Raw genomic sequence first — 24931 nt, 5'->3', positions numbered from 1 at the left:
ATGTAACGGAAAGATAACCGATTAGAATGGATATTGTACATTCAAACAGCTTATTTTCCAAGCTTCAATGTGTTTGAATGGAAAAAATACAATCAAATAGGTAGTTAAATGCTCTTTCTCTGCGTAACAGGTGATTAGCTTGTATGAAATACAGTCTGGGACAATGACAACGGTTCTGAATTGGAGTTGATTGTATGAAATACAGTCTAGGACTAAGACAGCGTTTTTGAAGTGGAGTTGATTGTATGAAATACAGTCAACTCCGACATCAGAAGGGTACAGTCAGTACAGTGGAGTGGAGTGGAGTACAGTACAGTACGGTAGAGTAGAGTACAGTAGAGTACAGAACAGAACAGTAGGCTGATCTCACTTTCTGTCCACGCTGATTTTGAAGTTGAGCCGAAAACATCTACGGAATCAACGATTGGTTATATGTATTCGGTGGACAATCACCGTATCGCTATTCGTACTAATTCTTAGTATTTAACTAAACGGTATCAAAAAGGGTTCACCAAATTTCAAATTTCACATTAGTGTTTACACATGAATGAAAAAAAGCTTTGCCTGCAGTGATATATATCACAGCAAGCAAAGCCTTCTCCAAGTTATTATTAGCCGATAGAGCCTTCCATCTCGAACTTGATCAAACGGTTCATTTCAACTGCATATTCCATTGGCAGCTCCTTCGTGAACGGTTCAATGAAGCCCATTACGATCATTTGCGTAGCTTCCGCTTCGCTTAATCCGCGGCTCATCAGATAGAACAATTGATCTTCTGATACTTTTGATACCGTTGCTTCATGCTCAAGTGTAATGTTATCGTTCATAATCTCGTTATAAGGAATCGTATCTGAAGTCGATTCATTATCAAGAATGAGCGTATCACATTTGATGTTCGCCTTTGCGCCATCAGAATTGCGTCCGAACGATGCAAGACCACGGTATGTTACTTTACCGCCATGCTTACTAATCGATTTCGAAATAATCGTTGAGCTCGTATCTGGTGCAAGGTGAGTCATTTTGGCACCAGCATCCTGATGCTGACCTTTACCTGCAACAGCTATGGACAACACCATACCTTTTGCGCCGCGGCCTCTAAGAACAACGGCTGGGTACTTCATCGTCAGCTTAGAGCCAATGTTTCCATCTACCCATTCCATCGTTGCGTTCTCATCGGCTACCGCACGTTTTGTTACCAGGTTATAAATGTTCGGAGCCCAGTTCTGAATCGTCGTATAACGGCAGACCGCATTTTTCTTAACCAAAATTTCTACAACCGCACTATGCAAAGAGTTTGTGCTATATACAGGTGCAGTACAGCCTTCAACATAGTGTACGGAGCTGTCTTCATCGGCAATAATAAGCGTGCGTTCGAATTGGCCCATGTTTTCGGAGTTAATCCGGAAATATGCTTGGAGTGGAATATCACATTTCACGCCTTTCGGCACGTAGATGAAGCTTCCGCCTGACCATACCGCACTGTTAAGTGCAGCAAATTTATTATCACTCGGAGGGATAATCGTTCCGAAATATTCTTTCATCAGCTCAGGGTACTCACGCAGCGCTGTATCCGTATCTGTGAAGATAACGCCTTGTTTTTCCAAGTCCTCTTGCATGCTGTGGTATACAACCTCGGATTCATATTGTGCAGATACGCCGGCAAGAAACTTTTGCTCTGCTTCAGGAATACCAAGCTTGTCGAATGTTTCTTTGATTTCTGAAGGAACTTCTTCCCAAGTCTTACCTTGTTTATCCGAAGCCCGAACGAAATATTGAATGTCATCGAAATCGAGATCATCCATGTTTCCGCCCCATGTCGGCATTGGCATTTTGTAAAATTGTTCAAGCGACTTTAAGCGGAAGTCAAGCATCCACTCAGGCTCATTCTTAATTTCCGAAATCGTCCGTACGATTTCAGGAGTTAATCCTTTACCCGATTTAAAAACAGCTTCATGCTCATCACGGAAACCATACTTATACTCTTCCATTTCAGGCATTTGTTTAGCCATCGTTATTCACGCTCCTCATATATAATGCTTGTAGCTGTTATTCCTGCTGTTGATGTTCTATACCTTTTCGCAAGGCATTCCAAGCAAGGGTCGCACATTTGATTCGAGCGGGAAACTTATTCACGCCAGATAGTGCTTCGATATCCTCTAGCTCTTCAAATTCAACGGGCTCGCCCTTCATCAAGGCTGAAAATTTGGATGCCATAGTAAGCGCCTCATCAAATGTTTTGCCTTTGACTGCTTCCGTCATCATCGAAGCCGAGCTCATGCTGATTGAACAGCCTTCTCCACTGTATTTCGCATCGACAACCTTACCGTCGACTACTTGAAGCTGCAGTGAGATTCGGTCTCCGCAGGTCGGATTGTTGAGATTAATTGTAACCGCATCGTCATTCATCGTTCCACGATTACGAGGGTTTTTATAATGATCCATAATTACTCTGCGATATAAATCATCCAATTGTTGCATGGCCGAAGAACTCCTTTGTTTGAATTAAACCATCGGCTAAGCGGTCAATGTCTTCTTCCGTATTATATAGATAAAAGCTTGCTCTAGCCGTAGCCGACACATTCAGCCATCTCATGAGCGGCTGGCAGCAATGATGACCCGCTCGCACTGCGATCCCTTTGGAATCCAATACAGTCGCCACATCATGAGGATGAACGTCATCGAGATTAAAAGTAACAAGTCCAACTCGGTTTTGCTTCGGACCGTACAAGGTAATCCCGTCCATCGATGAAAGCTTCTCATAGGCATAAGCAGCTAAACGCTTCTCATGCTTATCAATTTCATCAAGCCCAATTTCCTGTAAGAAATCAATGGCTGCTCCTAAGCCGACCGCGCCAGCGATAATTGGTGTGCCGCCTTCGAAGCGATAAGGAATCTCTTTCCATGTAGACTCGTAGAGATCGACAAAGTCAATCATCTCGCCGCCGTACTCAATGGGTTCCATATTGTTAAGCAATGATTTCTTGCCGTATAAAGCACCGATACCAGTGGGACCGCACATTTTATGACCGGAAAGCGCATAAAAATCTACGTCCAAATCCTGAACATCGATTTTCATATGCGGCGTGCTTTGAGCACCGTCCACAACCATAATCGCACCATTACGATGAGCAATTTGCGTGATTTCCTTAATCGGATTAATTAAGCCAAGCACATTCGATACATAGGTTATCGAGACTACCTTTGTTTGCGGCGTGATCGTCTTCTCGACATCCGCAAGGGATATGGACCCATCTGGTTGAAGCGGAATATACTTCAGCGTTGCGCCAGTGGCTTTCGCCACTTGCTGCCAAGGAATCAAATTGCTGTGATGCTCCATTGGAGTAATGACGATTTCGTCACCTTCACCGCATACCGATCGCGCATAACTTGAAGCAACTAAATTAAGAGCAGTCGTTGTTCCCCTTGTAAAAATAATTTCTTCCGATGCTCCCGCATTCAGCAATTTTGCTACTTTCTCACGCGCTCCCTCATAGGCATCAGTCGCCCTCGAACCGAGAGTATGCACGCCGCGATGAACGTTCGCATTATCGAGCTCGTAGTATCGTTTAACCGCATCAATGACGGAGCGCGGCTTCTGAGAAGACGCCGCGCTATCCAGATAAACGAGCGGATGCCCGTTTATTTCTTGATGCAATATCGGGAATTGCTCCCGTATCGCATTTATATTCATCCCTCAAGCTTCCTTTCGAGCAAGCGCTGAAGCTGCCCGCGTACCGCTTCGACTGGAATTTCCGAAACGACTGGAGCCAAAAAGCCGTAAATAATTAAGCGTTCAGCGTCTTGTTTAGATATACCGCGTGACATCAGGTAATAGACCTGCTCTGGGTTTACTTGCCCTACGCTTGCTGCATGGCCTGCAGTTACATCATCTTCATCTATAAGCAAAATCGGATTGGCATCGCCGCGCGCTTTCGGACTAAGCATAAGAACCTTCTCGGTTTGTACGCCGTTTGCTTTCGTCGCGCCTTTCTCGATTTTTGTAATTCCGTTAATGATCGCTGAAGCAGAATCCTTCATTACCGCGCGAGTTACCATATTGCTATCGGTACTCTTGCCGAAATGTACGGCCTGCGTAGTCAAGCTGTTTTGTTGTGCATTTTTGCCTACACTGATTACTTTCGCATCTGATGTAGAGCCTTGACCCTTCAGAATAGATTTCGTATCGGATAGGGTATGTCCATCATTCAGATCACCAATAATCCATTCCATCTGTCCATCATTTTCGATAATGGAGCGACGAATCGTCATATCGACACCTGTCTCAGCCATATGATGTATGGAGCTGAATCGAACATGAGCGCCCGCATTAACGAATACTTCTACGATAGATGGATGTACGAACGGAGCGTTGTTTGCGCCTGTTTCAGATACAACACAATCCACGTAAGTCACACGGCTATTATTGTCTGCTACGATAAGGATATGCGGAGCAAACGTAGCTTCTGCATTATCGTTGTAGAAAATAGCTTGAAGAGGAAGCTCTACTTCCACATTTTTTGGAACATAAACGAATACTCCGCCGTTCCAAATAGCTGCTTGCAGCGCTGTAAGCTTATCTTCGTTCTTCTCTACTGCTTTGAACAGATACTTCTGAACGAGCTCACCGTGTTCCTTGCAAGCTGTCTCCAAATCTGTGAAAATAACACCTTTACTTGCCAGCTCCTGCGAGAATTGATTCCAAACGATACCTGAATTGCGTTGAACAAGCAGGCTTTCCGTTCCTTCTGTAATCAATTCACGAACAGCCTCTGGCAATTCGCTAATTGCACTAACCGCTGCAGGCTGCTCGAAGCTTCCTACTGCATTCAAATTCCAACGTTCAATACGAACCTTCTCAGGTTTTGGCCAACCGATTGTTCCGGCAAGCTCTGCGGCTTCTCCGCGCTGTTCGATAAGCCAATTCGGCTCATTCTTGCTCCGGGCCAGCGCTTCAGCAGCTTGGCGGTTAGTCGGAGTCGTTAGTTGTGTACTCATCCGTTATGCCCCCTTCTCTGCTTAAGCTTGACCGACTGTTTCATCTTCAATACCAAGTTCTTCTTTAACCCAATCATAACCTTCGTTTTCCAAACGTTCAGCAAGCTCAGGACCGCCTGATTTAACAATGCGTCCTTGCATCATAACGTGAACAAAGTCAGGTGTAATATAGTTAAGCAAACGCTGATAGTGAGTAATAATAAGGAATCCGCGATCTTCCGAACGCATTGCATTAACACCGTTCGATACGATACGAAGCGCATCAATATCAAGGCCTGAATCTATTTCATCAAGAATTACAATTTTCGGATCAAGCAGCATCATTTGCAAAATCTCGTTGCGCTTTTTCTCACCGCCTGAGAAACCTTCATTCAAATAACGGTGTGCAAATTCTGCGTTCATTTCAAGCTCTTTCATTTTGCCTTCCATTTTACGAATGAATTTGATTAGCGAGATTTCATTACCTTCGCCAAGACGGGCATTCAACGCGCTGCGTAGGAAGTCAGAATTTGTTACACCTGAAATTTCACTTGGATATTGCATAGCTAGGAATAAGCCTGCAAGAGCACGTTCGTCCACACCCATTTCAAGAAGGTTTTCGCCGTCCAATAGAGCAGTACCCTCTGTTACTTCATATTTAGGATGTCCCATCAATGCGGAAGCTAGCGTACTTTTTCCAGTTCCGTTAGGACCCATGATTGCGTGAATTTCTCCACCTTTTATGTTGAGGTTGATTCCTTTTAATATTTCTTTTCCTTCGATAGCCGCTTTCAGGCCTTCGATGACAAAATGCGTTGCCATAATATGCTGATCCCTCCAAGGTTGGTTTAAGTTGGTTCATTCGCACCGCGTTAGACAAACCTGTCTAGTCGGTCTTGATTCTCATTGATTCTCAATAATCATTTTAATATAGTTTTAGTTATAAATCAATGCGTGATGAAGTTATATTGTTTATTCATGCCGCCTTTTGGTCATTATTGAGCTAACGCACACTTTATTTTTTGATACTCAGCCTGAAACATTTTCTCATCCAGCACTGGCTTCATTTCTGGTGCAGCTAGTTCATCTATCAATCTTACCCAAGATTTGCATCCGTTATAAGCTGGCCTCATAGGAATGGCTAGAGGCTGTTCCAAACGATATATACGTAGAACCAAAACATGCAAAGGCTTTGTTTTTTTCCACTTCAATCTTTCCTCCGCGAACGTGTCCGTCCAAATATGCAACGCGCGAAGACGATCCAGCGTTTCCTGATCCCTTATTTCAATATCTTCAACGACCTCGGCATAGGCTGCCAATCTCATGGTATCCATGTCAGCAGACCACTCTGTCAGCGTTTCTTCCAAATCAGCGATGTAACCATCCTTTAACAGATGCTGTTTCTGATGCTCATACGCGGGCATTAAATAAAAAGCTGGACTAATAAGTTGAAAATCCCTGGTCTCTTCAATAATTCCGCCTTTGCGCATGACGATAATTTGCTTCCCCTCCGCAAGCGCTTTAACGCTAACCGCCCATTCCTTTAACGCTATAGGTTCCAACTCTTTTTGCAATGTCATAATGACTCATCCACCCAACTCGTTTATAATAGATAACATTATATCAAATGAGGTATTCCAAGGCGAAATATAATCCATTATACTATGTTGAGATGAATACTAGGCTTTAATGCACTATTCCCCCTATTACTATGGAACCGGAGGTGGACAGCTATGTCTACGTATCACCCGTTAAATGACCAAGAAGCTATTGAAATAGCCGCATCTCTCGATGGTTTTTTTCCAGCAGGCGCAGCCTTGAATTGCCGTGAAATCGGCGATGGCAATCTTAATTTAGTATTCCACATAACGGATGCTGCAAGCAAGAAAAGCCTTATTATGAAGCAAGCATTGCCATATGCGAAAGTAGTAGGCGAGTCCTGGCCGCTAACTTTAGACAGAGCTCGTATTGAAAGTGAGAAGCTTATATTGGAAAACGAGCTTGCTCCAGGACTTGTACCAATCGTTTATAAATATGATCCTGAGCTTTATCTTACTATAATGGAGGATCTTAGCGATCATGTTATTATGCGCAAGGGACTAATTGAAGGTATACGCTACCCCAAACTTGCTGATGATATTTCAACCTTTATCGCGCAAACTTTATTTTTCACTTCAGATCTTGGCTTAAATCAGCAAGAAAAGAAATTACGCGTCAAAGCTTTTATTAACCCTGAATTGTGTAAAATAACCGAAGATCTTATTTTCGACGATCCATACACGAACTCATCTAACAACAGCTATGATGCGGCCATTAAGGATGCTGCTGAAGCGCTCTGGCAAGATGAGAAGCTTCAGCTCGAAGTCGCTATTTTGCGCGATAAATTTTTGACTAGTTCTCAGGCTTTGCTTCATGGTGACCTTCATACCGGCAGTATTTTTGCAACTCCCGCTTCTACTAAAATAATAGATCCTGAGTTTGCTTATTATGGACCAATCGGCTTTGATATCGGTGCGGTGATCGCCAATCTACTTCTTAATTTCGCTGGTCAGGAGCATTGGATTGCGGATAAAGAGCAGCGTATTGAATTCCGTCGTTACTTAACAGACACCGTATGCGACATCTGGCATTTATTCGATAAGAAGTTTCGTGCCTTGTGGAATGAACAATGTGTCGATCGACTCGCATCCTCGACACCTGGCTACCAGGACTATTACATGAATCAACTGCTCCAAGACACAGTTGGATTTGCAGGCGCCAAAATGGTACGCCGTATTGTTGGCCTGGCACATGTCGCGGATATCGACACCATCCCTAACGATGCTGCTCGCGAACGCGCACAACGGCTTGCATTGACAATCGGAAAGACGCTTATACGCAACAATCGTACAACGCAATCAATAGAAGAAGTAGTCGATATTGCTCTATCCGCTGCAACCCAATGATTCAAGACAGAGAGGAACAAAACATCATGACAACAAATTACACAGGCTTACAATCACTTATTTGGTCCGATAATAAACTAGATCTATTAGACCAACGTCTATTACCTGAAGAAATTGTTTATTTACCTTTAACAACATCCGAGGGTGTATGGGAAGCAATTAGACATTTGAAGGTTCGCGGAGCTCCTGCAATCGGCATTTCCGCAGCATACGGTGTCGTACTGGGCAGCCGCGATGCAGCTACAAGCGAGCAATGGCTTACTGACGTTATCAAGCATGCAGAGTATCTCGCGACCTCCCGGCCAACAGCAGTAAATCTATTCTGGGCACTTGACCGTATGAAGGCTGCAGCAGCTTCTTTTGTCGAGAAGGGTTTATCACTTGAGCAGAGCAAAGCAGCCTTGCTTATTGAGGCAGTCTCCATCCAGAGTGAGGATGAGCAAACGAATCGACTTATTGGCGAGCATGCGCTATCTCTCTTCAAAAATGATATGGGCGTACTTACCCATTGCAACGCGGGCGGCTTAGCTACTGCCAAATACGGTACCGCGCTAGCGCCTTTTTATCTCGCGTTAGAACAAGGCATTACTTTACGTGTCTACGCTGATGAAACTCGTCCCGTACTTCAAGGCGCACGTTTAACCGCTTTTGAGCTTCAACAGGCGGGGGTAGATGTCACGTTAATTTGTGACAATATGGCTGGGATGATCATGGCTAAAGGTTGGGTTGATGCCGTAATTGTCGGAACCGACCGCGTTGCTGCCAACGGTGATGTAGCCAACAAAATCGGTACCTATAGCGTTGCTGTTTTGGCAAAAGCACATGGCATCCCTTTTTATGTCGCTTCTCCGCTATCTACGATTGATTTGAACACTCCGACAGGTGCCGAAATTCCGATCGAAGAACGGAATGCTGAGGAAATAACGGAAGGCTTCGGTAAACGTACTGCTCCAACAGGCGTTAAGGTATACAATCCCGCCTTCGACATTACGCCAAATGAATATGTAACAGCGATCATTACGGAGAAGGGCATTGTACAAGCACCTTATGACGTTAATCTTTGCAAGCTTTTTGAATAATTGCAGCCAGCTATGCTGCTCGAATAATAAGAGTCCTAACCAAGGAAGCATGCCTAGACAGCGCTTTCCTGGTTAGGACTATTTTTACATTTTCATAGCATCAAGTGAAGTGCGTCCGAACCTTTCATCCCAACTTCTATACCCAGCGTCTCGGCTGTAGTTGTCACAGATTCTAACGGCGCGTCCATTAGCTCCTCTAAAGTTTTCACACCGACAGCTCGAGCGGCTACTATTTCCCGATCCTTAAGTCGCTCATTAAGAAGAGATACGTCCAGAGCCCCGCACATAATATATCCTTTGTCCGTCATAATGGCTAGCAGCGTCGTTTTGGGCAGCTTCACTTCAACGCCAAGAACGGTTTCTCCATTCTTAAGTGTGAAAGGAACCATACGCATCATATAGGATCCCTCCCTTCATCCGATAATAAGAGGCATAGCACCGCATCAACATTATATGCTCGACTTTTTTTGTAGTTGCGTGGTATATGCTTATTTATCGAACTAAATGGCTTTGATAGATTAGAATCCTTCAGGCAGCAAAAACAGTCTTCCTTCTCCCGCAGCAAAATCAGCGGATAATGTGCCGGTTGTAGGATCAAAGTTCGTACTGGTTTCCTCACCATTTACTTTGGAAATTTCGTTTACAGTTGATGGATTTCCTGTAATTCGGAATTGGACGGTTGTCGGATTTCTCCAATCCCGATTGACGACCATGATATATTTCCGGCCCTCCTTATCGAGGGAATACCCAATAATTAGCTGTTCATCCTGATCGACAGGCTGCCAGAAAAATTGCTCCGGCAACTCGACTGTAGAAACAGGCAATGCACCTGTATGATACACTTCTTGTGATGTAATCTTCAGCAAAGCAGGTCCGAGGTTAAGAACTTCGCTGTTTAATTGTTTGGCCCATTCATAGAGAGGACTTTGGGAACCATCCGGTAAAATGATTCCACCATGAAAAGCCCCTTGCCCGACTGGCGTTTCATAAGTGAAGTACATGTAACCTTTCGCCCCATAAACTAAGTTGGAATAAATATGGTATCTCAACTCGTTTTGAGTAGGGGAACGCAGCATACCTTCGAGTCCGACAGATTGGATATATGTCCAGAAGTCGACGGATCCAGCAAGAGATTGGCGACGGATGATATCCAAATTTTTATAATATCCGAAGGGAATTTCTGCGTCACTGTTCTCTCCGAAAGGATAATTGTCGAATATGAGCACTTCCGGATTGGTCCTCATCCAGCGATATACATATTCTTCATAGCTATTGCCTTCAAAGCTTTGATTGATGGTAAACCACAGATCCGCATCTATCGGCTTGCCGTTTTTGTAAGCAGATCCTTCAATAAACCATTTCTCACCGAGCTTGGAATGGTAAACTCGACTTACGATATTATCCCCTCCGCCTTGATGCGTTAGCTCAATATAGTACATTGTGTCCGGTTTTACTTTCGCATCCAATGTGAATAGCATCCAATCGCTTCCCTCTCCAGTACCAGTGAGTGATTGTTCCGCAATTAACTTTGATTTCTTAGGTGAATCCCATAGCGATAACAGTAGTTTTTCATTTACCTCCCAATCCTCCGCGAACATGCCTAGTTGAATAGTTGAGATAAGTGTTTCATTCTTATTCGTTCGAAAGGTTTGCCCTAATGATTGGTCTGGGCGAAGTTCACTCCTTGGCATTGAACCTTGCTGGAAAAGTTGTGATGAATTTGCGTAGTTTGGAAACAAATTAACAAACACCAGACTGTTCGGATCTTTTAACTTTAAACGATTTGTCATCGAAGCCAGCTTCACCATTTCCTTTGTGGAAGGTTCGTCATAAAGATGATATCCGAGAACAGCGGGATGGTCCTTGTAACGTTCACTCAAAGAATCCAAAACGTCATTGTCAGCGAGCCCCCGGAATCTCGAGTCATCAATTAGCAATTTTAAACCGTTCGCTTCAATTTGTTCTAATGCAGCATCGTTAGTTTCCGGATTAGTAACACCGTTGGTACCTACAATAAAGTTGACATTCATTTTTTTGAGTTCTTCATATTTCTCATAGTTCGTATTTTCAGGAGACGCCTGCCAAAAAATACCGATTGGAAATGTTTTCTCTCCCAATACAGATACATAATCTGAATCCGTATTCCCAATGTCTAAATCTAGAAAATTGAAGCTGAGCAGTGCAACTAAAAGTAAACCAAGAATCACATAAATAAGTAAGTTATCTCTTTTCATCATCTTTCCCCCCTTGGATACAATTTGAAAAGAAGTCCGACAAATTCTTAATCATTAAGATTATTACAATTATTATTGTATATTACTTACTATCGATGTCAAGATATACTTGCTCATACCTGTCTCACTTGGATTTCGCGCTAAGCATCTTGCCTTTTATACCTGCTCAATATTAAATAAATGGTTCATTTATGTTATATTAGACATATAACATCTAGCACGGAGGTCCTATGACAAAGCAACCCGCATCCTCAGATCAATCATCCTTTGTCTTTAATGTAGAGGTTCTTATTGAAGGAAGTAATAATGCCGTCGCACTGGAGCAACTGTTCCACGCGCTTAACAATTGTGATTTTCTAGATTATCGCGTATTATCGGGTATAAAGCTTGGTAAACGCATTGACGAACAAAAGGCAGCTGCATCTTCAGTGGTTGACGTCCCTATTGCCTCCGAATCTAATAGCGGTTTCGAGCCTATACGAGCACTTATGAAAAGCAATGCATTAATTAGGCTAATAGTGAACAAAGGTCTTGGAATCATGCTAAACATCCCTTGTAGAATTATTAACGTAGATGAAAAAGATAATCTAATAACCGTCTACCACGTTGACGAGAAACAAGTCTATTCGTTCCGTTTAAATGAAATAGAAGACTTCTCTCAATAATTAATCAAGCGTGAACGGCTGTCACAGTCCTCTGGCGGTAAAAGCTGACGTTTCGCGGTGAAATATAGGCATTGGTATACGTGTGAAACATATACTTTCCTATATTTTAAAAATTGAAAATACCCGTTCGTTTGACTGTTGCTGCAGTCAAACGAACGGGTATTTTACATTCCGCTGGCCGTTAACAATTCTTCGATGTTGTCACTCGGAACGGGTGGACTCCAAAAGAAGCCTTGTATTTCATCGCAGTTATGCTTGCGAAGAAAATCCAGCTGTTCCTTGTTCTCGACTCCTTCAGCAATAACCTGTATGTTCAGATTATGTGCCATCGCAATAATTGCGGCAACAATCTCTGCATCACTTGGATCCTGCTGAATATCACGCACGAAGGAGCGGTCTATCTTCAAACGGTCAATCGGAAAGTTTTTCAAATAATGAAACGAGCTGTAGCCTGTGCCGAAGTCATCAACACTAATGCCAACTCCGAGGTCCGTTAGAGCCAATAAGCAACGTGATACATGACTTACGTCCATCGTCATTGATTCGGTAATTTCTAAATCCAAATATTTAGAATCAAGGCCCGTTCTTTCAAGAATGGAAGCAACCTTGCTTGCCAAATCATTTTGCACAAATTGTCTAATCGACAAATTGACCGATACAGGCATCGGAGCAAATCCAGCATCCTGCCAAGCTTTATTTTGACGGCAAGCTTCTTCCAGCACCCAGTCACCAATTTGAACGATCATCCCGCTCTCTTCCGCTAATGGAATAAAGCTTCCAGGCGGAATCATGCCCTTAAGCGGATGCATCCACCTCACAAGCGCCTCTACTCCTACCATTGCGCCAGAAACCAAATCGTATTGGGGCTGGTAATGAAGAATAAACTCATTTCGCTGAATGGCGCGATACATCTCATGCTGGAGAGTAAGCCGCTCAAATGAAGAATTGCTCCAGCTCTCTGAGTAGAGCAGACAGTCATTTTTTCCGCTTTCCTTTACCTTCACAAGAGCCATATCCGCTTTTTTGATGAGCGTATATCCGTCATCCTCTTCATCACGATTCGTTACAGATCCAATGCTAGCTGTTATATGAAGCGGAAAACCTTTTAATTCATAGGGCTCCTCGATCGATTTCAAAAGCTGTCGCGACAGCTCATACAAGTGCTTCTCAGATTGCACGTCACAAAACAACAAAGCGAATTCATCGCCTTCCATCCGTGCGGCAAAATCATTTTCTGAAAGGTCTCTATTCAGCCTCTCCGCAACCTGCATGAGAAGCATATCTCCAAACTCTCGTCCAAAGGACGCGTTAACGAGCTTAAAACGGTCAAGATCCAAGTAACAAATACCAACTACACGTTCTTCTTCTTTGGCCCTTGTTAAGGTCTCCGTTAATTTCATTTGGAACAAAGTGCGATTAGGCAAACCGGTCATATCATCATAATAAGCCATATAACGGATACGTTCCACGTTTCGCTTGCGATCGCTTAGATCATGACAAATCATTACGGTACCGATCACTTCATCTTCTCTAATCATTGGAGCGCATACAACCTGTAGCTCTAATGGAAAGCCCGAACGATGTGTAATATTAATGTTTGTCTGACCTGCCTCGCCATTTAATGCCTGATCAAACGTCTCTTGAAGCGGCTTTCTGCTTCCTGGTTCAACTAAACGGGCAATAGGCTCACCGTGCAGCTCAGAACGATGATATCCAAAGGTTTTGCTCGAAGCTTCATTCATCTCTATTACAATACCGCTGCGATCCAATATGGCAAGTGGGACAGCTTCAGAACGAAGTAATGTTTCAACGATTGCCGTATGATAATTACGGAAGCTCGCTGCTTGATGTCGCTTTAAATAAACTATAATTGCTGTAACGAATAACGATGCCGCAATGGCCATAGCGATCCATTTGTACATCGGATTAGAAATAAATAAAATAGAAATTACAACCCAAACCATTCCAAGTGCTGTAAGAAGTGCACTAATTGTCCACGGCTGGTTTAACGACATCGAGATCAGCTTTCGTTTCCGCATTTTAGGCAAACCATCCATCCTCTTTGTCACGCACCAACTTCCTTCCTCTAGTTCGAGTCAAGTGAGTGTTCGCTTTATTATAAACGATGAGAGGATTTCGGTATAGAAATATTTACTAAAGTCCTTTTATTTTTTGTAAAATAATTAGTTATAATGTCGAAAACGCACTTGCTATTACATTTTTTCTCTATTTTCGAGCTGATTTTAATGCTGCCATAACGACACAGATCCAGCCTGCAATTATCCCGACACCGCCAAAAGGGGTAATAATACCTAGCTTGCTCATGTCCGTAATCGCTAGAATATATAAGCTGCCGCTGAACAATATCATTCCAGCCAAAATGAGACGAGCACCATTTAATACAAGCTTGCTCTCATTAATTTGTTTAACCAAAAGTGAAATGAGCATTAGACCAAGCGCGCTGTACATGTGATAACGGACGCCCGTTTCGAACACCTCCAGCATATGCTCGTCTAATCGATCCTCAAGTCCGTGTGCGCCGAAAGCCCCAAGCGCTACCGCAAGAGCGGCGTTTATAGCGCCAATTGCAAAATATTTTGGAAACATATAGTTTTCAATCCTTTCTTTTATGTGTATAATTTTACCTAATTAGGTAAAGGAGACGATGATAATAGAAGACGAACGTAACAAACCCAACGAATTGCAAAATACCAATACAGGTCAATCAACCTATGCACCATACCCTCCAGGACCAACCTTTACAAACGAGCCGCAGCTTGCAGATGCTCCGAAGAAACAGTCAGGTCTCGGCATCGCCTCATTTATCATTGCTTTAGTATCCATTCTAATGATCGTAATCGCAATAGTAATGGCAGCAACTACCGTTGCCGACGTAATGAACTCAGGAGTCATATTCAATCCTGACGATGTTCAGGCAATGGGCGAAGAAGCGTTAGTTCCACTTATGCTTACCGGTTTTTTAATGATAGCAGCTATAGGAATTGCATTTATAGGCTTTGTACTCGGGATTATTGGAGCCTTCTCCAAAACCCGACGTAAAGCATTTAGTGTAATTGGAATCGTACTTAACGGGATCATTTTTATCGGTGCGGTTGCTTTGGTTGTTATTGGTTTAGCGATTGGTTCGGCAAATGCTACTTCTTTAGTCTAATGCTTTCTAGATAACGATCTACTTTTAAAATAATGGATATAGACAGTCTGCTTCCGTCTCATTTGAGAGCGCGTGAAGCAGACTGTTTTGTATGTTCAACTACTTTCTATTTGACTGTGATCAACGTACGGCTAAAGCCTTCCTTCGTCTTCATCACTTCAAGACAAGCGGGAAATGCATCCTTCAGCTCCTGTACATGAGAGATGACACCAATCATCCTCCCCGCTCGCTGCAAATCAACAAGTGCTGTAATTGCTTTCTGCAATGATTCCTCATCCAATGAGCCAAAGCCTTCGTCAATAAACATCATTTCGATCGTTACGCCGCCTTGATGAGATTGGATTACATCCGTCATGCCTAGCGCGAGACATAAGGACGCGTTAAATTTTTCCCCTCCGGACAAGGTTTTCACATCGCGATTTTGTCCGGTATACGCATCATAAACATCGAGTCCAAGGCCGCTTTGCTTGCCGCGGTTTTCAAGACGATCACTGCGCTGCAGCGTAAATTGTCCATTAGACAGATCACGAAGCCTAACATTGGCTGCATGTAAAATATGCTCTAAAAACTCAATAAGAATGTACCTTTCGAATGAAATCTTTAAGGCGTTGTCGCCTTTGAGCATATGGAATACGTCCATTACCTCTTCCAGCTTCCCTTCGAGCAGCTTCACATTTTCATAGGATCGACTGATTGAAGCAGACAAACGCTGCGCTTCACGACCTGTTCGAAGAGCAGTCTGGATATTAAGTAGAGCTTGCTCCAACTGCTTCTTCAAAGCGAGAAGCTGCTCCTGCAGCGCAATGATGTCTATTCGTTGTTTTCCGGCAAGCTCACTTCGCAGCTCGAGCAGCTGCTGAGTTAATAAAGTGACCGCTGAGCGATACGACTCAATTTCCTTCTTAAGCGAGTCTCTTGCCGTCTCCGTCATAGCTGCTTCCCGATATTGTGTGGCGGAAGCAAATCCAGCTTTTAATAATTCCGCCTTTTGACGCTCTTGGGCTGCCTGCTTGTTGTGTTTCGACTCAGTTAGCTGTGCCATCGCTTGGCTGACATATGCCTTCTGCTCAGCAAGCTTCGTACTCGCTGTCTGAAGCTGCTCCTGAGCTGCTTTCCACGCAGCGATAAGACGCTCTGTAAAAATTCGCTGCTCGTTCAGCTTAGCTGTTATTTGAGGCTGAGTGCGCAGGTGATCTGGAATTCGATCAAGCTCCTTCTGCAGCACTGATTGCTGAGCTGTGCGCTTAATGATCCCCTGCTGCTGATCCTGCAGCAGCATGTCCTTATCAAGGAGATGCTTCTCCAACGACTGCTCCTGCTGCTCCAGTTCCGCCTTAAACTCCGGAAGCTGCTTCACTTTAAGCTGCAGTCGATCCGTCTCTTCCTTCAACTCGCGCCATAACTGTCTCAGCTGCGCCTGCTGCTCCTCCAGCCGTGATGCGGGCAAACCAGCTTCCGCCAGCTCTGCCGCCCCTTCCTCGCGCGTCATAGAAGCGGCGGCAGCCTGAGCTTTAGCTTGCAGCAGCTCACGTTCCACTACAGTTAACAGCTCCTTCGATTGCTGCAGCATCTCTCGGGAAGGAATTTCGGCATGATTAACTGCCTTCTCTGGATGATTCTCGCTGCCGCAAACCGGACAGGGCTTGCCATCATGCAAATGAACAGCCAGCAGCGATGCTTGACCTTCAACCCATGAGGCTTCCATGCGATCATGCTCAGACTTTGCCCTTGCTAGCGCCAGAGAGCAGTCTACTTCAAGCTGTGCGAATCGAGAAATTTCTTTATCAACATCAATCAACCGTTTCAATTGCTTACCTTGCTGTTCAATTTGACGCAGCTTGTCCAGCTTTACTTGCCAGCCATTCGTTTCCGTTTCAATATCCCTAATCTGCGTAGTCAAAGCCTGTTTCTTCTCTCGAAGCTGAGTAAGTGTTGAATCGGTTGCAGCCAGCTTAGCAGTACAGATTTTCTCCTCCTGAAGCAGCCTCTCGATCGCTTGCTGTTGGCTTGCGAGTGTCTGCACAATTGGAGCAAGCTCAATCAGCTTGTTCAGCTCATGCTCGGCTTCACGACGCTCATCTTCGCGCTTCTCCTCGCCTTGGTGCCGCTCTACCGCCCGTGCGTGCGATAGCTCCACAACTGCTAACTCACTTCGCCTAGCTTCCAGCTGCTTCTGCTTCGCGGCCGCATCAGCAGCCGTACGTGCTGCTTGCTCTTCATATGGCGTCAAATGAGCCGCCTTCTCCGCCAGCGCTAATCGCTGTTCGGAAAGCGCATATTCGTCCTTTCGTGCACTTAATTGCTCATATTGAGTCACTTTCTTATCCTGCTCATCATGCTTAGCGTTCAACGAGACGGCATCTCGCAGCCTCTGCTCCTGCTTATCCAGCTGATCAGTCAATATGCCCTTTCTTTCTTCTGCTTTTACAGCGAGCTCCTCATAATACTCGACTTCAAGCCGCAAGGCTTCCGTTATTTGAGTTGCACTGTACACCTCTTGCTTTAAGGTTTGCTGCAATTCGCTATCCTCGCGCACCGGCAGCGTTTCCTCCGCCTGCCTCATATAGCTAGCTGAATCAGCCTTTGCCGCCTTTAATTGATCCTGCAGCTCGCGATTTTTTTGCTGAAATCGATTTTCCAGCTTCTCATACAACTCCGTACGAAAAATCCGACGCAATATTTCTTCCTTATTATCGGTGTCCGACGTAAGCAGCTTGCGGAATTCTCCCTGCGGCAGCATAACAATTTGGCTAAATTGCTCCTTCGTCAATCCAATAATTGCTTCCAGCTTCGCATTCACATCAGAGACGATGAACCGATCTACCGCAGGAACTGCCGCACCGCTAGTCGTCTCGTATAGCTCAGCCTTACCGCCCGTTTCACTTTTATTTGAACCTTTGCGATGAGGCATTTGACGCAGGACTGTATAACTCCTACGCCCTATAGCAAACTCGAACTCGACAGCGGTATGCGTTTCCTCATCCGCAAAGTGACTCCGCAGCATACGCGAGTCAGAACGATCCTCACCGCTTGCCGTACCGTAGAAAGCAAAGCAAATCGCATCAAAAATAGATGTTTTTCCGGCACCGGTATTGCCTGATATAACAAATAAGCGGCGATGCTCAAGCACGCCAAAATCTATAACCTCTGTATCCCGATAGGGTCCGAAGGCTGTCATCGTTAATTTAAGCGGCCTCATATAGCATCACCCTCCTCGCGCAAAAGCTCCGCATAGGTATCCGCAAACAATCGCTTTTTAGATTCAGAAAGAGGGGCGCCTTTTACCTCCGTATAAAAGGCCGAAAACAGTTCAATCGGATCTGCTTCACGGCGTCCTCCGCCGTTGCTCGTTCCCTCAGTTCCTTCAGCATTGCCTAACCCACCTGCCGCAGACGAACGCCGTTCTACATGCAGCGCATTCGGATAAACCGCCCGTACCTTTTCCATCGGAAATAATACAGGATTATCGTTAAGCAAGGTTACAAAAACGTAATCCTCATTTATTGGATGTGTCTCTAACTCCTCAATCGAAGCAGAAACTCTACGCATATTGCGAAGCGGCTTCAACTCTCGCTTCTCGATTTGAGCTGCTCCTGCTTCATCAAGCTCGATAATGTAATATCCTTTTATATGCTTCTCCTCAGAAATTGAATATTTAAGAGGCGAGCCCGCATACCTGATCGTGTCATTCCGTACAAAATGCGCCTGATGCAAATGGCCAAGCGCGGTATAATGGAATCTCTCGAAATAAGCAGCGCTAACATGCTCCGCTCCGCCGATAGACAACGGGCGTTCAGAATCACTCGTATTGAGCTCCGGTTCTCCAGCAGTCGTTACGAATGCATGTCCTATAAACACATGCCTAGCTTTAGGCTCCATAACTGCTTCCAGCCTTGTTACTATCGCACGCATTGCATCATCATGCGTTCGAATGGATTCATCTCCAAATTGATTCCTAACCTGCGCAGGATCGGCAAATGGAACCAGGTGAAAATGCACCTCGCCGTACTCATCCCGCAGAACGACAGGTTTCCAGTCATCCTTAAGCTGTCCAACCAAATATAAACCGCGGTTTTCCATCATTTTAGTTCCAAAGTTAATCCGATCGGGACTGTCGTGGTTACCTGAAATAGCAAGCACTGGCGTATTCAAATCTATTACGATACGTCCAAGCAGCTCATCCAGCAATTCTACCGCCTCAGTTGGCGGAACTCCTCGATCATATAAGTCACCTGCTATTATAACTGCATCCGGGCGCTCAGCTTCTATTGCAGCAAGCAGCTGCTCCAGCACATATCGCTGGTCCTCCGTCATATATACGCCTTGCACAAGCTTGCCGAGATGCCAGTCAGCGGTATGAAATAGCTTCATTCGTTCATAACATCCTTTCGCAGCAAATCTACTCTATTATTTCTACTAAAATCGCGAATTTCTATCTTCTATATTACCATTCTAGATTGCTTATCGCCTAATAAATTCACTTAGGACATGCCCAGTATTGCACTGCATCTCTACCTGCACTAAAGTTAAGAACGACCTTGCGAGTTAATTCAAATCATATGACCACAAAAATATCTTCTCTATAGTCTATCATTCTTGCCTCGGAGGTTTTCCTTTTATGTCTCACTTTTCTGTTTCCAGTTTATCAAAAAATTACATACTACTCCTAATCGTTGTGTTTGGCGGTTTCCTGGTATTCGGCTTCTCGGAAATATTAAAGGGCCCGCATGCTGGCCAGACTTCTCCTTGGTCCGTTAGCCGATAAAATTGGTTATACGTTGTCGCTTATTATTTTGTCAGCAAGCTCAGGCATATGCTCAATTGCTGCTATTATAATTGGAGAATCTGGTGCATTTCTGTTCACTTTGGCGGGAATCGGCATTGCGCCTGTCTATCCGACCGTTATGGCTCTTATTGCAAGACGTTACCCTAATGGTGCTGACACGGCGATTACATTCACCGTTACGATGATGGGAATCGCAAGTGTTATTGGCAATTTTGTGATTGGCGCCATTACCGATTGGACTAAACATATTTTTGCTTACAATGAACGCGCGGAAGCAGGACTTATTACCAGACTTCAAGCGGGATACTTATTTATCGGGGCTTGTGCGCTGCTCTGTTCCGCAACTGCTATTGTACTCTACCGACTGCTCAAACGAAGAAATGAGCTGCTTTAGTTTTCTAATCGGCTTGAATATTTTTTGAATTCTAACTACAGGAATAGCAAGGCGCTGTCTCTAATATTAGGCAGCGCCTCTTTTTATTGACTTCCTTAGAGCTAGACTCATAGATATGGACTAATTTTCCTTCACATAACCGCCAGAGACTTGAATATATTGAATAACAACAAAGAAATAAGCGAGGAGGTGCTCCGAAATGGGTTCATCAGACAACGGATTGTTCATCGTTTCACAGGAGGACTGGTCACTGCATCGCAAGGGGTATCAGGATCAATCCAGGCACCAGCAGAAAGTGCGGGAAGCCATTAAGCAAAACTTGCCTGATCTCGTGTCCGAAGAAAGTATAGTTATGTCTGACGGTAAACAAGTCATTAAAGTGCCGATTCGGAGCCTTGATGAGTTTCGATTCGTTTATAACTACAATAAAAATAAACATGTGGGGCAAGGAGACGGTGACAGCCAGGTCGGCGACGTACTCGGCGTCGACCCCTCATCAGCGCAAAAAGGCGGTAAAGGGGAAGGTGCAGGCGATCAGCCGGGTGATGATATTATCGAAGCGGAGATCAGTCTTGAAGAGCTAGAGACGATGCTGTTCGCGGAGCTGGAGCTTCCTTTCCTGAAGAAAAAGGATAAGGACCAACTAGAGACGAAGGATATTCGATTCAACGACATTCGCAAAAAAGGAATTATGTCCAACATCGACAAAAAGCGGACGATCATTGAAAACCTGCGTAGAAATGCAACGACTGGACAGCCAGGCATTCACGGCATTTCACCAGACGATCTGCGTTACAAGACGTGGGAGGAAATCATTAAGCCGCAATCCAACGCTGTAATCATCGCGATGATGGACACGTCAGGCAGTATGGGCTCTTTTGAAAAATATGTGGCTCGTTCGTTCTTCTTCTGGATGACGCGTTTCCTGCGGCATCAATACGAAAAGGTTGAAATCGTTTTTATCGCCCATCACACGGAAGCAAAGGAAGTAACCGAAGAAGAGTTTTTCACCAGAGGTGAAAGCGGCGGCACCATTTGCTCTTCAGCCTACGTGAAGGCGCTCGAAATAATCGATAGCCGTTTCCCTTCGAATCTGTACAACATTTATCCGTTCCACTTTTCTGACGGTGATAACCTAACCAGTGATAATGAGCGCTGTGTCAAGCTGATCGGAGAGCTTCTCAAGCGTTCCAACCTCTTCGGCTACGGCGAGGTCAACCAGTATAACCGCTCCAGCACGCTTATGTCCGCTTACAAGCATATTAACATGCAGCACTTCATGTATTACGTTATCAAAGAAAAGGGAGAGGTCTACAGTGCTCTCAAGTCGTTCTTCCGGAAGCGTGAGGGCGTGATTGGGTAGTATCATTTAAGAAATCGACTGAATTTGATGAGTGAATGCATTTCGTGCATAATTCTTATAGACAGATTTATCATATTCTCTGAAAAATGGCGACCAGATCGGTCGCCATTTTTAAATTTCTATATGTATGTTAGTGTCGTATTTTAACCAAGATCACTATTCCTTCTTTCGATGTTCATCAATTACATCATGGCCTGTCTATTTTATAATCATCTTATTTACGCTTCTCACGCAATGCGGCAGTTAATACCTGTAATTGAAGCGGATCAATTGGCTCCAGACCATTCCTATTTTTTCGGACTGCCGTACCAAAATGTACCTCCGTAACTCCTGTTTGTTCTATAAAACTCTCAATCCCCTCTACCTGCATACCGTTTCCAGCAAGAATGGTCAGTGAGCTGCCTGATGCTGATGTTTCCTCTACTAAACCTCGGATAACTAAAACAGACTCAAATGCTGGCTTAAGTCCGCCTGAAGTTAATACACGTGAAATTTCAGGATAAGTAGACAGCCTTCGAATTCCTGCAATTTGATCGGCCAGCTCGTCAAAGGCACGGTGAAACGTTACATTCATCCCTTGCGCATATGGTAAAATCCTTTCAACAAATGATTCATCTATTTGTCGATCATCCGTCAACGCTCCTATTACAATTCCAGCAGCTCCCACAGAAGAAATGGCTTTAATCTCCGCTATCATCGTATCGATATCGTATTTATCATAAATAAAAGATCTGCTATGCGGCCTAACCATAACATGAACGGGAATGTTCACTGCTCGTGTTACACATTCGATCATGCCGATACCGGGAGTCAATCCGCCTTCAGTTACCGCAGTAATTAATTCAATTCTATCTGCCCCATTTTCTTCTGCCGTTATGGCATCCTGTAAACAAGTCGCGATTACCTCTATTATCATAAAATCACCTTTTCCTTTTATATTGAATTATAAAAAAAGAGCATGGAACTCGAATAGCAAGGTGCTCCTCAACATGTATAATATGAAGGATGAAGAAGGTCATGTCAATAAACAAAGTGTTCTCTGCTACCCCAGCAATAAAACCTTAGAATGGATATTGTCCATTCAAACACCTATTACTCCCATTCCATATGTGTTTGAATGGAAAAGATCCAATCAAATAGGGTGTTAGAAGCTCTTTTTCTGCGAAACGGACGATTTGGTTGGATGAAATACAGTCTTAGACGATTACATCGTTTTTGATGTAGTTTTGATTGGATGAAATACAATCAAATTGTAAGCGATAATTGAGAATGATATCGCCGAAATAATGTACTAAAAAACCTTAACCATATTGGCTAAGGTTTTTCATAAACCATGGATTGATAAGTGGAATGCCGTTAATTAATCATAAGCTGATCCAAGCTAGTGAACTCATACCCCTGACGACGCGCTTCATCAATGATTCGACCTAGTGCTTCTGTGTTATCCTTAGATACGGAATGCAATAAAATAATCGCACCTGGATGGAGCTGTTTTACGACTTGGTTATAAGCGTACTGCGAGCCGCTCTGTGCATTGACATCCCAATCCTTATAAGCTACAGACCAGAAAACATTGGTGTAACCAAGTTGTTTGCTTGCTGCTAACACCTTTTCGCTAAAAATCCCTCTTGGTGGACGAAGATACTTCATTTCCTTCTGCCCTGTAAGGACTTCCACTTGCTCTCTTACCTTATCAAGCTCCGTTTGAATCTGTCCATCAGAGAGCTGGGTCATATCCGGATGGCTCCAAGAGTGGTTACCGACGATATGCCCTTCCGTGACCATCCTTTTAAGCAGCTCTGGCTGATCCTTTACATAATGGCCCGTTACAAAAAAAACAGCGGGTACACTTTTCTCTCTAAGCACATCGAGAATTTTTGATGTATAGCCGTTTTCGTAGCCATTATCAAACGTGAGGAACAGCTCTTTCTTGTTCGTATCGCCGAGAAACAGCGCTCCGTATTTGGTAACGATGTCTTTAAAGCCCTCTTCATTTATTGAAGGCAGCTTGCCCTCCACACTCTTCTTAAAGCCAAAGTGAAAAACACCAGGTCCTGCATCTGCTGCAGATGGGATTATTACACTCCAAATCATTATCGTGAGCAACATCACTAACGACTTGCTATGCTTTTGCAACAGATCACTCCTTAAATTGAATCTTGATCCAATGGTTAATTGTGTATTTAAATTGCCCTATTCCAGCTATAATTAATCAGCAATTTCTAAAAATCACAAATTTCAAAAGATCGCAAAATTTATTCGTGATCATTAACTCTCACTTGAAACTACTTTGATCTATCACAGAAAAACAAAAAAAACCACTTACATCATATGTCCTAGGGACAGTACGATAGGTGATTTTAAGGTTTAAGTTGTGTTATTAAAAATTTATGGTCGGGACGACACGATTTGAACATGCGACCCCCTGGTCCCAAACCAGGTGCTCTACCAAGCTGAGCTACGTCCCGCCAAAAAAAATGGTGCCGTCGAGAGGACTTGAACCCCCAACCTACTGATTACAAGTCAGTTGCTCTACCAGTTGAGCTACAACGGCACATCGATTATGATCACCAGTAGTAAGGTGATTGGTTGCGGAGGCAGGATTTGAACCTGCGGCCTTCGGGTTATGAGCCCGACGAGCTACCGGGCTGCTCCACCCCGCGTCATTAAGAAAAAATATGGTGACCCGTAGGGGACTCGAACCCCTGTTACCTCCGTGAAAGGGAGGTGTCTTAACCACTTGACCAACGGGCCTAGAAAAAGTTTGGAACGGAGAGAGAGGGATTCGAACCCTCGCACCGCTTGCGCAGTCTAACCCCTTAGCAGAGGGTCCCCTTGAACCACTTGGGTATCTCCCCGTATTTGGCTCCCCGAACAGGACTCGAACCTGTGACAACTCGATTAACAGTCGAGTGCTCTACCAACTGAGCTATCAGGGAAAATTTGGTGGGCCCTAGTGGACTCGAACCACCGACCTCACCCTTATCAGGGGTGCGCTCTAACCAGCTGAGCTAAGGGCCCTAAGCGAAAACAAAACCTATGTAAAGATGTTTGTCTAAGCATTCAGGTACTTTGCACGCTGAAAACTGGATACGAAAGTTGTCTTACTGAACCTTAGCTGTTTGTCTGCTGGATGTATGGGTCCATGCAAACTTATTTAGGATAAGCCCTCGACCGATTAGTATTCGTCAGCTCCACACATTGCTGTGCTTCCACCCCGAACCTATCAACCTCGTCGTCTTCAAGGGGTCTTACATACTGGGAAATCTCATCTTGAGGGGGGCTTCACGCTTAGATGCTTTCAGCGCTTATCCCGTCC

20 protein-coding genes, 7 tRNA genes and 1 rRNA gene are annotated in these 24931 nt (G+C 44.2%); 6 read left to right on the top strand and 22 right to left on the bottom strand.

Annotation, left to right across the window (positions count from 1 at the left end; all coding sequences use genetic code 11):
- Positions 1-611: 611 nt before the first annotated feature.
- The 6 genes from sufB to AC0YN7_RS06445 all read right to left on the bottom strand — a co-directional run bounded on the left by sufB (position 612) and on the right by AC0YN7_RS06445 (position 6554).
- Complete coding sequence (sufB, locus tag AC0YN7_RS06470) at positions 612-2009, bottom strand: Fe-S cluster assembly protein SufB (protein WP_475809147.1); 1398 nt, start codon at positions 2007-2009, stop codon at positions 612-614.
- Positions 2010-2046: 37 nt separating this feature from the next.
- Positions 2047-2478, bottom strand: a complete 432-nt coding sequence (sufU, locus tag AC0YN7_RS06465) for a Fe-S cluster assembly sulfur transfer protein SufU (protein ID WP_475809146.1) — start codon at positions 2476-2478, stop codon at positions 2047-2049.
- A complete protein-coding gene (locus tag AC0YN7_RS06460; RefSeq protein WP_475809145.1) occupies positions 2462-3691 on the bottom strand; it encodes a cysteine desulfurase in 1230 nt (409 codons plus the stop codon). The genes sufU and AC0YN7_RS06460 overlap by 17 nt, the downstream gene beginning before the upstream one ends.
- Positions 3688-4995, bottom strand: a complete 1308-nt coding sequence (sufD, locus tag AC0YN7_RS06455) for a Fe-S cluster assembly protein SufD (RefSeq protein ID WP_475809144.1) — start codon at positions 4993-4995, stop codon at positions 3688-3690. Before sufD ends, AC0YN7_RS06460 begins: the two co-directional genes overlap by 4 nt.
- 21 nt (positions 4996-5016) lie before the next feature.
- Positions 5017-5796, bottom strand: coding sequence for a Fe-S cluster assembly ATPase SufC (gene sufC, locus AC0YN7_RS06450; protein ID WP_475809143.1), 780 nt, complete (start codon positions 5794-5796; stop codon positions 5017-5019).
- A gap of 173 nt (positions 5797-5969) precedes the next feature.
- On the bottom strand, positions 5970-6554 hold the full coding sequence (locus AC0YN7_RS06445) for a DUF1802 family protein (protein WP_475809142.1): 585 nt from the start codon (positions 6552-6554) through the stop codon (positions 5970-5972).
- Positions 6555-6707: 153 nt separating this feature from the next.
- Between AC0YN7_RS06445 and mtnK the strand changes: the two genes are divergently transcribed.
- Together mtnK and mtnA are read left to right on the top strand one after the other, a co-directional pair.
- Positions 6708-7919 (top strand): S-methyl-5-thioribose kinase, encoded by a 1212-nt coding sequence (mtnK, locus tag AC0YN7_RS06440; protein ID WP_475809141.1) that lies wholly within the window; start codon positions 6708-6710, stop codon positions 7917-7919.
- A 26-nt stretch (positions 7920-7945) separates the two neighbouring features.
- Complete coding sequence (mtnA, locus tag AC0YN7_RS06435) at positions 7946-8998, top strand: S-methyl-5-thioribose-1-phosphate isomerase (RefSeq protein ID WP_475809140.1); 1053 nt, start codon at positions 7946-7948, stop codon at positions 8996-8998.
- Between the two features lie 92 nt (positions 8999-9090).
- Here mtnA and AC0YN7_RS06430 read toward each other — a convergent pair whose 3' ends face one another.
- A complete protein-coding gene (locus tag AC0YN7_RS06430; RefSeq protein WP_475809139.1) occupies positions 9091-9396 on the bottom strand; it encodes a YunC family protein in 306 nt (101 codons plus the stop codon).
- A 120-nt stretch (positions 9397-9516) separates the two neighbouring features.
- Positions 9517-11235, bottom strand: a complete 1719-nt coding sequence (locus AC0YN7_RS06425) for a hypothetical protein (protein WP_475809138.1) — start codon at positions 11233-11235, stop codon at positions 9517-9519.
- Between the two features lie 227 nt (positions 11236-11462).
- Between AC0YN7_RS06425 and AC0YN7_RS06420 the strand changes: the two genes are divergently transcribed.
- Positions 11463-11897: a hypothetical protein gene (locus tag AC0YN7_RS06420; protein ID WP_475809137.1), complete on the top strand. Its 435-nt coding sequence runs from the start codon at positions 11463-11465 to the stop codon at positions 11895-11897.
- Positions 11898-12061: 164 nt separating this feature from the next.
- Here the strand turns inward: AC0YN7_RS06420 and AC0YN7_RS06415 are convergent, their stop codons facing one another.
- Positions 12062-13966 (bottom strand): putative bifunctional diguanylate cyclase/phosphodiesterase, encoded by a 1905-nt coding sequence (locus AC0YN7_RS06415; RefSeq protein WP_475809136.1) that lies wholly within the window; start codon positions 13964-13966, stop codon positions 12062-12064.
- Positions 13967-14123: 157 nt separating this feature from the next.
- Complete coding sequence (locus AC0YN7_RS06410) at positions 14124-14504, bottom strand: DUF423 domain-containing protein (RefSeq protein WP_475809135.1); 381 nt, start codon at positions 14502-14504, stop codon at positions 14124-14126.
- A 58-nt stretch (positions 14505-14562) separates the two neighbouring features.
- Here AC0YN7_RS06410 and AC0YN7_RS06405 point away from each other — a divergent pair, with 58 nt between their 5' ends.
- The gene (locus tag AC0YN7_RS06405; RefSeq protein ID WP_475809134.1) at positions 14563-15069 is read left to right on the top strand and encodes a hypothetical protein; all 507 of its coding nucleotides are present in this window, start codon (positions 14563-14565) and stop codon (positions 15067-15069) included.
- Between the two features lie 106 nt (positions 15070-15175).
- On the opposite strand, the gene AC0YN7_RS06400 is transcribed toward AC0YN7_RS06405, so the two are convergent.
- Together AC0YN7_RS06400 and AC0YN7_RS06395 are read right to left on the bottom strand one after the other, a co-directional pair.
- On the bottom strand, positions 15176-18268 hold the full coding sequence (locus AC0YN7_RS06400) for an AAA family ATPase (protein WP_475809133.1): 3093 nt from the start codon (positions 18266-18268) through the stop codon (positions 15176-15178).
- Positions 18265-19440, bottom strand: coding sequence for an exonuclease SbcCD subunit D (locus tag AC0YN7_RS06395; protein ID WP_475809132.1), 1176 nt, complete (start codon positions 19438-19440; stop codon positions 18265-18267). Before AC0YN7_RS06395 ends, AC0YN7_RS06400 begins: the two co-directional genes overlap by 4 nt.
- A gap of 356 nt (positions 19441-19796) precedes the next feature.
- On the opposite strand from AC0YN7_RS06395, the gene AC0YN7_RS06390 reads away from it, so the two are divergent.
- Both AC0YN7_RS06390 and yhbH read left to right on the top strand, forming a co-directional pair.
- Positions 19797-20249: an MFS transporter gene (locus tag AC0YN7_RS06390; protein ID WP_475809131.1), complete on the top strand. Its 453-nt coding sequence runs from the start codon at positions 19797-19799 to the stop codon at positions 20247-20249.
- 199 nt (positions 20250-20448) lie between these two features.
- Positions 20449-21612, top strand: a complete 1164-nt coding sequence (gene yhbH, locus AC0YN7_RS06385) for a sporulation protein YhbH (protein WP_475809130.1) — start codon at positions 20449-20451, stop codon at positions 21610-21612.
- Between the two features lie 214 nt (positions 21613-21826).
- Here yhbH and AC0YN7_RS06380 read toward each other — a convergent pair whose 3' ends face one another.
- From AC0YN7_RS06380 to AC0YN7_RS06335, 10 genes are all read right to left on the bottom strand, one after another.
- Positions 21827-22528 carry a copper homeostasis protein CutC gene (locus AC0YN7_RS06380; protein ID WP_475809129.1) on the bottom strand — a complete coding sequence of 234 codons (702 nt, stop codon included), beginning with the start codon at positions 22526-22528 and terminating at the stop codon, positions 21827-21829.
- Between the two features lie 440 nt (positions 22529-22968).
- Complete coding sequence (pdaA, locus tag AC0YN7_RS06375; RefSeq protein ID WP_475809492.1) at positions 22969-23706, bottom strand: delta-lactam-biosynthetic de-N-acetylase; 738 nt, start codon at positions 23704-23706, stop codon at positions 22969-22971.
- 297 nt (positions 23707-24003) lie between these two features.
- Positions 24004-24080 (bottom strand) — tRNA-Pro (locus AC0YN7_RS06370).
- A gap of 10 nt (positions 24081-24090) precedes the next feature.
- Positions 24091-24166, bottom strand: a tRNA-Thr gene (locus AC0YN7_RS06365).
- A 32-nt stretch (positions 24167-24198) separates the two neighbouring features.
- Positions 24199-24275 (bottom strand) — tRNA-Met (locus AC0YN7_RS06360).
- 16 nt (positions 24276-24291) lie between these two features.
- Positions 24292-24366: transfer RNA gene (locus tag AC0YN7_RS06355), tRNA-Glu, on the bottom strand.
- A 16-nt stretch (positions 24367-24382) separates the two neighbouring features.
- Positions 24383-24470 (bottom strand) — tRNA-Ser (locus AC0YN7_RS06350).
- Positions 24471-24475: 5 nt separating this feature from the next.
- Positions 24476-24551, bottom strand: a tRNA-Asn gene (locus AC0YN7_RS06345).
- Positions 24552-24556: 5 nt separating this feature from the next.
- Positions 24557-24633, bottom strand: a tRNA-Ile gene (locus AC0YN7_RS06340).
- A gap of 137 nt (positions 24634-24770) precedes the next feature.
- A 23S ribosomal RNA gene (locus AC0YN7_RS06335) occupies positions 24771-24931 on the bottom strand; the annotation flags it as partial.

It is taken from the genome of Paenibacillus sp. J31R122 (assembly GCF_056269185.1).
The sequence above is the reverse complement of the archived record's forward strand: the minus strand, read 5'-3'. Positions and strand labels throughout refer to the sequence as shown.